14 protein-coding genes are annotated in these 13,027 nt (G+C 74.5%); 4 read left to right on the top strand and 10 right to left on the bottom strand.

Translation table 11 applies throughout. The features are described 5' to 3' along the window. The gene (locus Q9S36_RS41060) at positions 1 to 1,269 is read right to left on the bottom strand and encodes a helix-turn-helix domain-containing protein (RefSeq protein WP_311290523.1); all 1,269 of its coding nucleotides are present in this window, start codon (positions 1,267 to 1,269) and stop codon (positions 1 to 3) included. Positions 1,270 to 1,334: 65 nt separating this feature from the next. Here Q9S36_RS41060 and Q9S36_RS41065 point away from each other — a divergent pair, with 65 nt between their 5' ends. The 3 genes from Q9S36_RS41065 to Q9S36_RS41075 are packed head-to-tail and all read left to right on the top strand — an operon-like array spanning position 1,335 to position 4,947. After that, positions 1,335 to 2,066 carry a DUF2877 domain-containing protein gene (locus Q9S36_RS41065; RefSeq protein WP_311290524.1) on the top strand — a complete coding sequence of 244 codons (732 nt, stop codon included), beginning with the start codon at positions 1,335 to 1,337 and terminating at the stop codon, positions 2,064 to 2,066. Then, positions 2,063 to 3,544, top strand: a complete 1,482-nt coding sequence (locus tag Q9S36_RS41070) for an FdrA family protein (RefSeq protein ID WP_311290525.1) — start codon at positions 2,063 to 2,065, stop codon at positions 3,542 to 3,544. Before Q9S36_RS41065 ends, Q9S36_RS41070 begins: the two co-directional genes overlap by 4 nt. 8 nt (positions 3,545 to 3,552) lie before the next feature. After that, on the top strand, positions 3,553 to 4,947 hold the full coding sequence (locus tag Q9S36_RS41075; protein ID WP_311290526.1) for a DUF1116 domain-containing protein: 1,395 nt from the start codon (positions 3,553 to 3,555) through the stop codon (positions 4,945 to 4,947). Here the strand turns inward: Q9S36_RS41075 and Q9S36_RS41080 are convergent. The 9 genes from Q9S36_RS41080 to moeZ form a co-directional block, all read right to left on the bottom strand. Then, positions 4,944 to 5,618: a lysophospholipid acyltransferase family protein gene (locus Q9S36_RS41080; RefSeq protein ID WP_311290527.1), complete on the bottom strand. Its 675-nt coding sequence runs from the start codon at positions 5,616 to 5,618 to the stop codon at positions 4,944 to 4,946. The two genes, Q9S36_RS41075 and Q9S36_RS41080, sit on opposite strands and share 4 nt — an antisense overlap. A 5-nt stretch (positions 5,619 to 5,623) precedes the next feature. Beyond that, on the bottom strand, positions 5,624 to 5,956 hold the full coding sequence (locus Q9S36_RS41085) for an MGMT family protein (RefSeq protein WP_311290528.1): 333 nt from the start codon (positions 5,954 to 5,956) through the stop codon (positions 5,624 to 5,626). Beyond that, positions 5,953 to 6,492, bottom strand: a complete 540-nt coding sequence (locus tag Q9S36_RS41090) for a hypothetical protein (protein ID WP_311290529.1) — start codon at positions 6,490 to 6,492, stop codon at positions 5,953 to 5,955. The genes Q9S36_RS41085 and Q9S36_RS41090 overlap by 4 nt, the downstream gene beginning before the upstream one ends. Then, the gene (locus Q9S36_RS41095; RefSeq protein ID WP_311290530.1) at positions 6,489 to 7,763 is read right to left on the bottom strand and encodes a DUF58 domain-containing protein; all 1,275 of its coding nucleotides are present in this window, start codon (positions 7,761 to 7,763) and stop codon (positions 6,489 to 6,491) included. Before Q9S36_RS41095 ends, Q9S36_RS41090 begins: the two co-directional genes overlap by 4 nt. After that, a complete protein-coding gene (locus Q9S36_RS41100; RefSeq protein WP_396653944.1) occupies positions 7,760 to 8,764 on the bottom strand; it encodes an AAA family ATPase in 1,005 nt (334 codons plus the stop codon). The genes Q9S36_RS41095 and Q9S36_RS41100 overlap by 4 nt, the downstream gene beginning before the upstream one ends. Continuing rightward, positions 8,751 to 9,203 (bottom strand): hypothetical protein, encoded by a 453-nt coding sequence (locus tag Q9S36_RS41105; protein ID WP_311290531.1) that lies wholly within the window; start codon positions 9,201 to 9,203, stop codon positions 8,751 to 8,753. Before Q9S36_RS41105 ends, Q9S36_RS41100 begins: the two co-directional genes overlap by 14 nt. Next, entirely contained in the window at positions 9,203 to 10,000 is a 798-nt protein-coding gene (locus tag Q9S36_RS41110) for a DUF4129 domain-containing protein (RefSeq protein ID WP_311290532.1), read from the bottom strand. Before Q9S36_RS41110 ends, Q9S36_RS41105 begins: the two co-directional genes overlap by 1 nt. Positions 10,001 to 10,085: 85 nt before the next feature. Then, on the bottom strand, positions 10,086 to 10,955 hold the full coding sequence (locus tag Q9S36_RS41115; protein WP_311290533.1) for a serine protease: 870 nt from the start codon (positions 10,953 to 10,955) through the stop codon (positions 10,086 to 10,088). Between the two features lie 36 nt (positions 10,956 to 10,991). After that, complete coding sequence (gene moeZ, locus Q9S36_RS41120; protein WP_311290534.1) at positions 10,992 to 12,191, bottom strand: adenylyltransferase/sulfurtransferase MoeZ; 1,200 nt, start codon at positions 12,189 to 12,191, stop codon at positions 10,992 to 10,994. Between the two features lie 169 nt (positions 12,192 to 12,360). On the opposite strand from moeZ, the gene Q9S36_RS41125 reads away from it, so the two are divergent. Then, positions 12,361 to 12,999, top strand: a complete 639-nt coding sequence (locus tag Q9S36_RS41125; protein ID WP_311290535.1) for a TetR/AcrR family transcriptional regulator — start codon at positions 12,361 to 12,363, stop codon at positions 12,997 to 12,999. The last annotated feature ends 28 nt before the right edge of the window (positions 13,000 to 13,027 follow it).

Raw genomic sequence — 13,027 nt, forward strand, 5'->3', positions numbered from 1 at the left:
CTACTCCGCGATCTCGAGCGCCCGCAGCGCGACGGCGACGTCGAGGCGCAGGTGCGGGTCGGTGGCGACGGGCCCGAGCAGGCGCTGCAGCTTGCCGACCCGGTAGCGCATCGTGTTGTAGTGGAAGAACTGGGCGCGTGCCGCCTCGGCCACGTTGAAGTTCGTGTCGAGCAGCACCTGCAGGGTCTCGCGCAGGTCGGCGGCCTCCGGGGTGCGCTCGGCCAGCGGGCCCAGGACGTCGGCGGCGAACGCCGACAGCTCGGCCCCGTCGGGGACCAGCGCGAGCAGGCGGTGCAGGCCGAGCTGGTCGAAGCGGGTCACCGAGCCGCCGCCGTGCACGCGGCGGCCGATCTCGACCGCGCGCTGCGCCTGGCGGAACGCCTCGGGCAGCTCGCCGAGGTCGTGCGCGATCCGGCTGACCCCCGCCGAGAAGGCGATGCGCCCGCCGCCACGGTCACCGCGGACACCGTCGATCATCCGGTCCACCGCGGCGTGCCCGGCCGCGACGCCCTCCTCCGGGTCGACCGGCACGAGGGTGACGACCTCGCGGCTGAAGGCCACCGAGGCGATGCTGCGGTCCGTGGCCGCGGCCACCTGCCGCCACGCCGCGGCGAAGCGGTCGTGCCAGGCGCGACGGTTCTCCGCCGGCCCCTGGGCGGCGACGGCGTCGGGCTCGAGCACCGCCACGACCACCATCACCGGGCGGCCGAGCTGCCAGCCGAAGGCCCGCGCGTGCTCGGAGACGTCGTCCTCCTCCCCGGCACGGCCGAGGAAGACGTCACGGAGGAAGTCGCCCTGGTACTTGTTCTCCACCGCCGTGATCGCCTCGACGCGGGTCACGAGGAGCGCGGCGACGATCGCGGCGCGCTCGAGCGCCTGCACGTCGGAGGCGTGGATGGTGCCGTCGGTGCGCAGCGCGACGAGGCGGGCCAGGTCGACGCCCGCGGCGACCACGCGCCGGATCAGCGCCTCCCCCTCGCCGACGGCCGTGCCCTGCGGGTCGATCCGTTCCACGCGCACGCGCCCCGTGGGGTCGAGCAGGTCTGCCGTCGCGAGCGCGTCGCGGTGGACCTCGTCGAGGTGGGCCGCGCGCTCGCGACCGTCCGTGGAGGTGAACACGACCCCGCAGCCGAGGGCGTCGCTGACCGCCTCCGCGATCGCCGCGAGGTCCCCGCCCTCGAGGACGATGTGGGTGAGCGCGGTGTGGAGCGCGTCCGCCCGCTCCAGTGCGGCGACCGCCTCCGGATCGCTTATCAAGTCTTGGCCCACTTCATGTCCTTCGTTGTCAGGAACTCACATTCGCGAGTGTGCCACGAGCCGTTAGCGTCTGGGGAATGATCCCCGTGGCCGCACCGATCCGCGTGCGGGCGCGACTGGCCGCCGCCGCCGACGGACCGCGCCCGGTGCTCCACGCCAGCAGCACCGCGGTGTACGTCGACCTCGACGGCTGGTGCCTCGGGCTGGTCGCGGCCGGCGCGACCCGCGTGCCGTGCGCGCTGTGGTCCGCGCTGCCCGACCTCACCCCCCTGGCCGGGCGTCCCGTGCACGTCAGCGCGGGGACGCTCACGATCGGCGGGGAGCCCGTGCGGATCGGTCGGGTGGTCGACCCGCGGGCGACCACCGTCGCACCCGCGACGTCGTACGACCCGCCACGCTTGCCCATGACGTCCGACCTCGACCTCCCCGCCGACGGCCGGCTGACGGCCGCCCACGTCGACCGGCTCGTGGGCCGCGGGCCCGGTCTGACGCCGCTCGGCGACGACGTGCTGGCCGGCTGGCTGGCCACGCGCGCCGTGCTGGGCCGCCCCGACGCGACGGTCACGGCAGCCGTCCGGGACCGCTTCGGCTCGACCACCCTGCTCTCGGCCACCCTCCTCGACTGCGCGATCCGCGGCGAGGTGCTCCCCCAGCTCGGCGCCTGGCTGGCCGAGCCCACCCCCACCGCCGTCGAGGCGCTGCTGGCTGTCGGCGCCACCTCGGGGGCCGGCCTGCTCGCCGGCGCCCGCCTCGCACTCGCATCCGTCACCACCGACCGACCCACCGACCCCCTCTGGAGGGCTGCATGAAGGACCACGTCGAGCTGCGGAGCGGCGCCTACGCCGACTCCGTGACCCTGCTCCAGGTGAGCCGGGCGGTGCAGGCAACGCCTGGGGTGGTCGCGGCCCAGGTCGCGATGGCGACCGGTCTCAACCTCGAGGTGCTCGAGGGCATGGGCTTCGACATCCCCGCGTCCTCGCCCAACGACATGGTCGTGGCGCTGCGCCTCGACGACGACGCCGACGTCGCCACCGCGCTGGCCGCCGTCGACGCCGCGCTCGCGCCGACCCGCCCGGGCACCGGCGACACCACCGTCGCCCCTCCGCGCACGACCGGCGCAGCACTGCGCCGCGCGGGCCGCGGCGCGATCGCCCTCGTCTCCGTGCCCGGCGCCAGCGCCACCGTCGAGGCGATGGACGCGCTCGAGGCCGGCCACGACGTGATGGTCTTCAGCGACAACGTCCCGGTGGCCGAGGAGGTCGCCCTCAAGACGTACGCCGCCTCGCGCGGCGCGCTCGTGATGGGACCCGACTGCGGCACCGCGGTCATCGACGGCGTCGGCCTGGGCTTCGCCAACGCCGTCCGGCCCGGCCGCATCGGCCTCGTCGCGGCCTCCGGCACCGGCTGCCAGCAGCTGCTCGCGCTGCTCCACCACGCGGGCGCGACCCACGACGGCGTCGGCGTGCGCCACGCCCTCGGCGTCGGTGGACGCGACCTGTCCGCCGCCGTCGGCGGCACCTCGACCCGCGAGGCGCTGCGCCGCCTCGACGCCGACCCCGACGTCGACCTCGTCGTGGTCGTCTCCAAGCCGCCTGCCCCCGAGGTCGCGGAGGCGCTGGCCCGGGACGCGGAGGCCCTCGGCACGCCGGTCGAGCTCGGCCTTCTCGGTCGCGGGCAGCGCGACCTCACCACGGTCGCCGAGGCCGTGCTCGCCCGGCTGGGGCTCGAGGCCCCACAGTGGCCGGTGCACGGCGTCGACCACACCGCCGCCGCCACCGGGCCGCTGCTGCGCGGGCTGTTCGTCGGCGGCACGCTGTGCGACGAGGCGATGTTGATGGCCACCGAGGCGCTCGGGCCGGTCCGCAGCAACATCCCGCTCTCCGACGACCTCGCGCTGGGTGACGAGCTCCTCGTCGACCAGCACACGATGGTGGACTTCGGCGACGACGCCCTCACCCAGGGGCGGGCCCACCCGATGATCGACCCGACGCTGCGCAACGAGCAGCTGGCACGCGCGGCCGCCGACCCGGGCACCGGCGTGATCCTCCTCGACCTGGTGCTCGGGCACGGCGCCGAGCCCGACCCGGCCTCCCTGCTGGCGCCCGCCATCGAGGCGGCGCGCGCGGAGCGGGCGATCCCGGTCGTGGTCAGCCTCGTCGGCACCGACCTCGACCCGCAGGGACTCGACGCGACCCGCGACGCGCTCGTGGCCGCCGGTGCCGAGGTCCACCTCTCCAACGCGTCGGCCACCCGCCGCGCCCTCGACCTGATCGGAGCAGCCCAGTGAGCAGCGCAGTGAGCAGCGAGACCACCGTCGTCACCTGCGGCGCCGACATGTTCGCCGACGCCGTGGCCGGCCAGGCCGTCGGCGTAGAGCGCGTGGACTGGCGCCCGCCGATGCCCGGCACCGAGGCCGACCTCGCGAAGGTGGCGACCGACCCCCGGCGCCCGGAGGCCAACCGCCGGGCCGTCGAGGCGATGCTCGGGGTGACCGCGCACCTCGTGGACGTCGCCCCCGCCTCCGAGGTGCTCGGCCTCGAGCAGGGCCAGTTCCTGCACGCCGGCCCCCCGATCGAGTGGGAGCGCGCCTCCGGCCCCCTGCGCGGCGCCCTCATGGGTGGCGCCGCGCTCGAGGGGCTGGTCGACGACCCCGAGGACGCCGTCGCGCTGTTCGAGTCGGGCAGCAACGTCAGCCTCGAGCCCTGCCACCACCGCAGCGCCGTCGGCCCGATGGCCGGCGTCGTCACCCCGTCGATGTGGATGTGGGTCCTGGAGGACCGCGCGACCGGGCGACGGACGTACTGCTCGCTCAACGAGGGCCTCGGCAAGGTGCTGCGCTACGGCGCCTACAACGACGAGGTGCTCACCCGCCTGCGCTGGATGGGCGACGTGCTCGGCCCGCTGCTCCAGGCCGCCGTGCGCGGCACCGCGGAGGCCACCGACGTGACCGGCATCCTCACCCAGATGCTGCAGATGGGCGACGAGGCGCACAACCGCAACCGCGCCGGCACGCTGATGCTGCTGCGCGACCTCTCCCCCGCCATGGTCACAGCCGGCTCCGACGCCGGCTTCGGCGGCAAGGACGTCGCGGACGTGCTCCGCTTCGTCGGCGGCAACGACCACTTCTTCCTCAACCTCGCGATGCCCGCCTGCAAGCTCGCGCTCGACGCCGGCCGCGACGTGCCCGGCTCGACGATGGTCGTGGCGATGGCGCGCAACGGCACCGACTTCGGCATCCAGGTCTCCGGCACCGGCGACGAGTGGTTCACCGGACCGGCCCAGGTGGCCGAGGGACTCTTCCTCGGCGACTACGGCCCCGACGACGCCAACCCCGACATCGGCGACTCGGCCATCACCGAGACCGCCGGCATCGGCGGCTTCGCGATGGCGACCGCCCCGGCCATCGTGCGGCTCGTCGGCGGCACGGTCCCCGACGCGCTCGCCACCACCCGCCGCATGCACGAGATCACGCTCGCGGAGAACCCGCGCTGGTCGGTGCCGGTCCTGGAGTTCCAGGGCACGCCCACCGGCATCGACGTGACCAAGGTGTGCCGCACCGGGATCCTGCCCCAGATCAACACCGGCATGGCCGGAGCGGTCGCGGGCGTGGGCCAGGTCGGGGCCGGGCTCGTCACGCCCCCGGCCGAGATCTTCCCCCAGGCGCTGGCCGCGCTGGCGGCTCGGGTCTAGGCGCCGGCGGGGCGCTCGTTGTAGACGCCTGCGAGCTCCTGGCCGGTGAGGCCTGCGATGGCGGTCATGATCCGGTCGGTGAGGTCGCGGCGCGCGCGCCCGGTGGGTACGCCGTCGTACTCGCCCGCGACGGTGATCGGCTCGCCGAACCGGACGGTGACGTCGACCTTCGCCAGCCGGGGCCGGCTCGAGCCGACGGGCTGGATGTCCTGGGTGCCGGTCAGCCCGACCGGCACGACCGGGCAGCCGGCGGTCAGCGCGAGGTGGGCGACGCCGGTGCGTCCGCGGTAGAGCCGCCCGTCGCGCGAGCGGGTGCCCTCGGGATAGATCCCGAACGCCTCCCCCTTGCGCAGCACCTCCAGCGCGGTGTCGAGGCTCGCGATCGCCGCCTTGGTGTCGTCGCGGTCGACGGGCAGCATGCCCAGGCCCTCGAACCACGCGCGCGACAGGGCGCCCTTGACGCCACTGCCGGTGAAGTAGTCGGACTTCGCGAGGAAGACGACCTTGCGCGGCACCACCACCGGGATCACCACGCTGTCGAAGAACGACAGGTGGTTGCTGGCCACGATGACCGGTCCGCTGTCCGGCACGTGGTGCAGGCCCTCGACCCGCGGGCGCCACACGGCACGGGCGAGCGGAGGGATGACGCCGTGCGCGACCGTGTAGAGCATGGCAGTCATTGTGCCCCGAGCCGCGGCTGCCAGAACGCGCGTCCCAGGTCCACGGCGCCGCTCGGCCGGAGCGGGGTGCCCTCCTCGAGGTAGGCCTGGCGGGCCTCGTCGTCGTGCGAGGGCGGCAGCGACCCGTCGGCGCGCACCACGCGCCACCACGCCACGGCCCCGCCGTGCTGGGCCATCACGTTGCCGACGAGGCGGGGACCACCGCGGCCGAGCCGCTCGCCGACCACGTCCGCGATCGCGCCGTACGTCGTCACCCGCCCGCGCGGGACCGACTCGGCGCACTGCAGCACCAGCTCGACGTAGAGCTCGCGCTCCTCCGGAGTGGTCACGGGCGCGGGTCTCCGTCCCGCGGACCCTCGACCGGCTGCGTGCTGCGCAGGGTGACCAGGGTGAGGGCCACCAGCACCAGGCCCGCGGACAGCCACAGCCACGGCGGGGCGAGGTCGGCGTCGAGCCCCTGCAGCGCGAACCAGGCGATCGGCACCGGCACCAGCGCCAGCAGGCCGCGCCCGGCCCAGAGCCGGGCGAGCGCCGGCTCCACGGGCAGGGTCGCCGGGCCGTAGGACAGCAGCGTCGCCACCACGTGCGCGACGAGCAGCAGCACGCCCACCACGGGGACCCGCCAGTCCATCACCCCGTGCACCGTCCACCAGACCACCACGAACGCCAGCGCGATGCCGCCGGCCGCGTGGTCGGGCCGGCGCGCCCACAGTGCGGCGCAGAGGACGACGGCCGTCACGACCAGGACGTGGGGGCGCGTGGGCAGCGCCAGCGCGAGCGACGCGCAGGGCAGCAGGAACAGCACGACGCGCAGCACCGTCCCGGCCGTGTCGAGCCCGGGCGGCAGGCGCAGCCGGGCGCTCACCGGGCCCGCACCTTCGGGACCCGGGCGCGGCGCGCGAGCTGGTGGAGGACGGTGTCGAGGGTGCCCGGACCACGCCACGGCACGACGGGGCAGCCCAGCGCGGCCAGCTGCAGGAGCCGGTCCTCGCGCTCGATGGCCTGCATCCGCGCGGCGAGGCTGGCGAGGGAACGGGGGTCGGCGTCGGTCGGGCGCTCGCCCAGCGTGTCGATGACGACCACCGACGCACCGCTGCGCAGCAGGCTCGCCGTGGCGGTGACGAGCGGCGTGAACAGCATCGGCGACAGCACGTAGACCACGCTGCCGGCGCCCGCCCCGAGGTCGAGCCGCTCGGGCGCCACGCTCCGTGCCTCGGTGCGCACGCGCGCGAGCGTGCCGGTGAGCCGGTGCAGGTGGCGCGGGCCCGAGCCCAGTCCGACCCGGGCCGCGTCGGCCGCCACGACGAGCAGCCCGACCCGGTCGCCGGTGCGCACGTGGTGCTCGGCGAGCGCGGCGGCGGCCCGGACGGTCAGGTCCAGGCTGCTGGCCGCGCCGTCGACGCCGCCCGAGGCACCGATGTCGCGCAGGCCGTCGACCACCAGCCACACACCGGCGTCCTGCTCGGCACGGGTAGTGATCACGTGCAGCTCCCCGGTCCGCAGCGACACCGGCCAGTTGACCCGCTTGAGCCGGTCGCCGGTGGCGAAGGGGCGGATCCCCTCGAACTCGGTGCCGCTGCCCAGACGGCGCGACCGGTGCCGGCCGACGAGGCCGTCGGGCTGCGGCACCTCCGCCCGGCTGTCGTACGGCGCCGTCTGCGGCAGCACGCTCAGCCCGTGCTCGGGCATGTCGACCGGGCCCCAGCGCCACCCGCCCCACGCGCTGGTGAGCGCCACCCGCTCGGCGCCGATGACGCGCCGGCCCCAGCGCCGCGGGCTGAACTCGACCGTGGGCAGGCCATCCCCGACGAGCGACCCGACGGCGCCGTACGCCGGGTGGGTGACGACGTGCGGCGTCGGGGCGGCGACCCGGGTGACGTGCTCGACGCCGGACAGGTCGTCGACGACCAGGCGCGAGGTGGTGCCCTGGCCCTCGTGCAGGCGGTGGTGGTCGATCTCCGTGCGGACGGCGGGCGGGCGACCCGGGCGGCCGAGCAGGCCCATGGCGGCGAGCACCACGAACGGGGCGGCCAGGACCACCGGCACCTCGAGCCCGCCCACGACGCCGCCGGCGAGGCCGGCGAGGGCGAGGACGCAGGCGCGGACGAGCGCGGGGGTCGGCCACCAGGAGGTCACCGTCGCGACTCCAGGGTGCGCGGCGTCTCCACGCTCGTCATGACGGCGTCGACGACCCGCGCGCCGGAGGCCTGGGTCATCCAGAGCTCGGGCCGCACGGTGATCCGGTGGGCGAGCGCGGCCCGCGCCACCACCTTCACGTCCTCGGGCACGACGAAGTCCCGGCCCCGGATGGCTGCCCACGCCCGGGCGGTGAGCACCAGTCCGAGGCTGCCGCGGGGCGAGGCCCCGGTGAGCACGTCGGCGTGGCTGCGCGTGGCCGCCACCAGGTCGACGCAGTAGCGGCCGACCGACTCGTCGACCGCGACCCGCTCGACCGCCGCCTGCATGCCCGCGAGGCCGGCGGCGTCGGTCACCTGCGCGATGTCGACCTCCTCGCGCTGCCGGTCCAGCCGCCGGCGGAGGACGTCGTACTCCTCGCCGGCGTCGGGGTAGCCGAAGCTGACACGTAGCAGGAAGCGGTCGAGCTGGGCCTCGGGCAGGGGGTAGGTGCCCTCGTACTCCACCGGGTTGGCGGTGGCGAGGACGTGGAACGGGCTGGGCAGCCGGTGGGTCTGGCCCTCGACGGTGACCTGTCCCTCCTGCATCGCCTCGAGGAGCGCGGCCTGCGTCTTGGGCGGGGTCCGGTTGATCTCGTCGGCGAGCAGCAGCCCGGCGAAGATCGGGCCGGGGCGGAAGTCGAACTCCGCGCGCCGCTGGTCGTAGACGTAGGAGCCGGTGAGGTCCGCGGGCAGCAGGTCGGGGGTGAACTGCGCCCGCGCGAAGTCGAGCCCGAGGGCGCTCGCGAACGAGCGCGCGGCGAGGGTCTTGCCGAGACCGGGGAAGTCCTCGAGCAGCACGTGGCCCTTGGCGAGGATGCCGGCGAGCACGAGGGTGAGTGCCTCCCGCTTGCCGACGACGGCGCGCCCGACCTCGTCGAGGACACGCTCGGCGAACGAGGCCACGTCTGCGGCGGCCGGGACGGGGGCGACAGGTCCGGCGGTGGGGTCAGGGGCGGTCACGGGCGGTCTCGATTCGGGTCAGGATGCGGTCGACGTCCGCCGGCGAGAGCCGACGGGCGGGGTCGTGGGGTCCGCCGAGCTCGTGGCGCAGGGCGTCGGCGAGGTCGGGGTCGCGACCGCGGGCGAGCGCCACCAGGCGCTCGCGCACCGCCTCGGTCGGCACGCTCGCCTGCTGGTGGCTCGTGAGGAGGCGCAGGTCCGCGGTGGCCTCGTCGGCGCGGTCGTGCACCGGGGACGTCGCCGGCAGCCAGCGCGCCGGCTCGTCGTCGACGACGTCGAGCACCATCCACACCAGCGACAGCACCACGGCCGTCATCACCACGAACGGCACCGGCTGCGGGTCCCAGTCCAGGAGGCTCGCGCCGGCGAAGGTCGCCGCGCCGAGCACCACGCCGACCAGCAGCCGGGTGCGCCACGTACGGCTCTCGGCGCGCGCCATCAGGCCCGCACCGCCAGGCTGCGACGGATCGCCACGAGCGCGTCGAGGGCGGCGGCCCGGTGGTCCTCGGTGATCGGGTGCTCGGAGAACCTCGCCTCGCGGTAGAGCGTGGCGAGGCGGTTCACGGCGCCGGAGTCGGCCGCGACCAGGTCGAGGATGCGGATGGCGTACTCCGAGGAGGTCTCCCAGGGGTGGCGACCGGCCCCGGCCGCGAGGCCCTGCACCTCGAAGCGCTGCCAGGCCGCGACGATGGCGTTGCGGGCGTCGCCGTCGCGCAGCAGCGCGTCCTGCTGGTCGGCGTCGCGGGTGATCTCCTCGACCAGCCGGACGGGCGCGTCGAGGGCGGTGAAGGCGATCTCCTCGCGCCTCTCCACCCGCCGGCGGTGCACCCGCCGGTCGCGCAGGACGAGCGCGAGGAGCACCAGCGCCACCACGATCGTCGCCAGGATCGCGGCCACGAAGGTCCAGGTCAGCACCTTCAGCCACAGGGGCGCGTCCTCGGTCCGCGGTGGCGGGGGCTTCCCCTGCTCGCCGCCGGGCTCGTCGCACCACGGGAGGTTGCGGGGGTTGTCGGGCCGCTCGGTGGTGGTCGTTCCGTCCGGGGCGGTGCTCACCACCTCCAGCGGCACGCAGGACTCCGCGGGCGTGGTGAGGGTGCGCTGCACCACGCCCGGACCGGTGAAGACCTGGCTCGGCCCGACGAGGGTCGCCCAGGCGACGAGCACCATCAGCAGGCTCGTCCCGGCGACCATCAGCACGGCACGGGCACCCGGTGGAGGAGCACCGAACGCACGCATGGCGCGAACCCTAGGTGACGGGCTCGCGCCATGCGAGGGGGGCGCGCCCGGTGGGGTCGGGCGCAGGGGGGATCAGGGGAAGGGGTCAGAGGAGGGGGCTGAACGGCTCCGTGCCGGGGACCAGGCGCAGGCCGGCGATGCCGCTGTGCGCCTGGGCGTACGACAGCTCGTGCGCGAGGTCACCGACGCCGTTCGATCCCGCGAGCGGGGCGAGGGCCAGCGTCGAGAGGGTGCCGACCGCGTTGCCGTCGGCGTCGAGGAAGGCGCTGCCGGAGTCTCCCGGCACCCCCGGCGTGACGGTGTAGACCGGGTGGGTCCAGCCGCTCGATTCGGTGCCGAGGCTGGTGCCCTGCTTGGGCGAGAGCACCTCGACACCGCCGCGCAGGCTGGAGTTGCCGAAGCTGTAGACGGTGTCGCCCGCCGCGGTGCCGGTCGTGTTGATGCCGACCGGGCCACCCCAGAACGGGATCGACGGGTTGACCTTCGCCGCGTCCGCCGCGTCGACCTTCACCAGTGCGAGGTCGTTGTAGGCGCAGGCGTCGGCGTCGGACTCGCCGGTGCGCTGCATGGTGAGCCACGACGAGTAGACCAGCGTGCCGCCCCCGACGCGGGTGCCCTCGGCGAGGAGGGAGCCACCCTCCACGAAGTCGACCTTCGTGCCGAGCGGCAGCGACGGCGAGGTGCAGCCGTCGGTGTCGGTGGCCTCACCGAGGCCGGCGCAGTGCGCGGCGTAGCCGACGTACGTCGTGCCCGCGGTGTCGGTGTAGACGAAGTTGGCCGTGCACTGGGCGCCCTCGGTGTACATCTGCACGCCGGGGTGGATGGTGGCGGTGTCCGCGGGTGCCCAGCTCGTGCGGACCTGCTTCTTCGGCGCCGCGGTCGCGGGCGCGCTGGTGGCTGCGGCGGCGACCAGGCCGGCGGCCGCCAGGGTGAGGAGCTTCGTCGGAGTGCGCATGCCCTCCCAACGACACTCGCCGGGAGGGGTTACGCGTCAGTAGTCGGGCTGGCTCGGGTCGACCTGGTTGACCCAGGCCACCACGCCGCCGCCGACGTGGACGGCGTCGGAGAAGCCGGCGCCCTTGACGATGGCGAGCACCTCGGCCGAGCGGACGCCCGACTTGCAGTGCAGCACGATCGGCTTGTCGCTCGGCAGGTCGCCGATGGCGTTGCCGTTGAGGAACTCGCCCTTCGGCACGAGCACCGAGCCGGGGATCCGGTTGATCTCGAACTCGTTGGGCTCACGGACGTCGATGAGGGTGAAGTCGCGCTCGCCGGCCTCGCGCTCCTTGAGCATCTGCTCCAGCTGGACGACCGAGATCGTCGAGCCGGCGGCCGCCTCGGCGGCCTCGTCGGAGACGGCGCCGCAGAAGGCGTCGTAGTCGATCAGCCCGGTCACCGTGGGGTTCTCGCCGCACAGCGCGCAGCTGGGGTCCTTGCGGACCTTGAGCTTGCGCCACTCCAGCTCGAGGGCGTCGTAGATGACGAGCTTGCCGACGGCCGGGTCGCCGATGCCGGTCAGCAGCTTGATCGCCTCGTTGACCTGGATCGAGCCGATGCTGGCGCAGAGCACGCCCAGCACGCCGCCCTCGGCGCAGCTGGGGACCATGCCCGGCGGCGGGGGCTCGGGATAGAGGCAGCGGTAGCAGGGGGCGTCGTCGGCCAGCGTGGGGGCGAAGACGCTCGCCTGGCCGTCGAAGCGGTAGATCGAGCCCCAGACGTAGGGGATGCCGAGGAAGTACGCCGCGTCGTTGACCATGTAGCGGGTCGCGAAGTTGTCGGTGCCGTCGACGATCAGGTCGTAGCCCTCGAAGATGCCCATCACGTTGTCGTTGTCGAGGCGCTCGTTGTGCACCACCACGTCGACGTACGGGTTCACCTCGGCGATCGACTCCTTCGCCGAGATCGCCTTCGGGCGGCCGATGTCGGACATGCCGTGGATGATCTGGCGCTGCAGGTTGGACTCGTCCACCTCGTCGAACTCGGCGATGCCGAGCGTGCCCACGCCCGCGGCGGCGAGGTAGAGCAGGGCCGGGGAGCCGAGCCCACCGGCGCCGATGACGAGCACCTTGGCGTTCTTCAGGCGCTTCTGCCCGGCCATGCCCACGTCGGGGATGATCAGGTGGCGGCTGTAGCGGCGCACCTCATCCGTGGTGAGCTCGGCAGCCGGCTCGACAAGAGCGGGGAACGACACGTGATCTCCTTGACTCGGGTGTGGGTGCAACAGCACCGACGCCACTGCTGTTCCCCGCCATGGTCCCTGCGCCCGGCGGACACGCCCCGCCACGTCCCGCGATACGGACGCGGGTCGGCGACCGGGGGCGGCTAGGCTCAGCCGCGACCGCACTACTCAGGAGTACGACGTGACTGCAGGCCAGCTGGAACCAGACGCCCCGCGACCGCGCGGGGGCCGGATGCCGCGCCGTGAGCGCCGGGTCCAGCTGCTCGAGTCGGCCCTCGAGGTCTTCGTCGCGCAGGGCTACCACGCCGCCGCGATGGACGACATCGCCGACCGGGCCGGCGTCTCGAAGCCGGTGCTCTACCAGCACTTCCCGGGCAAGCTCGACCTCTACCTCGCGCTGCTCGACGCCTCCTGCGACACGATCATCGACAACTGCCGCGCGGCCCTCGCCTCGACCACCGACAACAAGGACCGCGTCGCGGCGACGATGAAGGTCTTCTACAGCTACGTCGCGTCCGAGGAGGGCGCGTTCCGGCTGGTCTTCGAGTCCGACCTCACGAGCGAGCCCGACGTGCGCGAGCGCGTCGACCGGGTCACCGTCGAGTGCGCGGCGATGATCGCCGACGTGATCCGCACCGACACCGGGCTGCCCGACGAGGCCTCCGAGCTGCTCGCGGTCTCGCTCGTGGGAATGGCGCAGGTCTCTGCCCGGTTCTGGCTGGCGGGTGGCGGCGGCATCCCCCAGGACGACGCCGCGGCCCTCATCGCCGGCCTCGCGTGGCGCGGCATCCGGGGCTACCCGATGACCGACGACCACTGATCCGGCAGGATCGATCGCACATCACCCC

The organism is Microbacterium sp. ARD31, assembly GCF_031844425.1.

Bases quoted from the DNA above. Each gene is read 5' to 3' on its own strand.
- Q9S36_RS41065 (WP_311290524.1), top strand. From the start codon at position 1,335: ATGATCCCCGTGGCCGCACCGATCCGCGTGCGGGCGCGACTGGCCGCC.
- Q9S36_RS41070 (WP_311290525.1), top strand. From the start codon at position 2,063: ATGAAGGACCACGTCGAGCTGCGGAGCGGCGCCTACGCCGACTCCGTG.
- Q9S36_RS41080 (WP_311290527.1), bottom strand. From the start codon at position 5,618: ATGCTCTACACGGTCGCGCACGGCGTCATCCCTCCGCTCGCCCGTGCC.
- Q9S36_RS41105 (WP_311290531.1), bottom strand. From the start codon at position 9,203: ATGGCGCGCGCCGAGAGCCGTACGTGGCGCACCCGGCTGCTGGTCGGC.
- Q9S36_RS41110 (WP_311290532.1), bottom strand. From the start codon at position 10,000: ATGCGTGCGTTCGGTGCTCCTCCACCGGGTGCCCGTGCCGTGCTGATG.
- Q9S36_RS41115 (WP_311290533.1), bottom strand. From the start codon at position 10,955: ATGCGCACTCCGACGAAGCTCCTCACCCTGGCGGCCGCCGGCCTGGTC.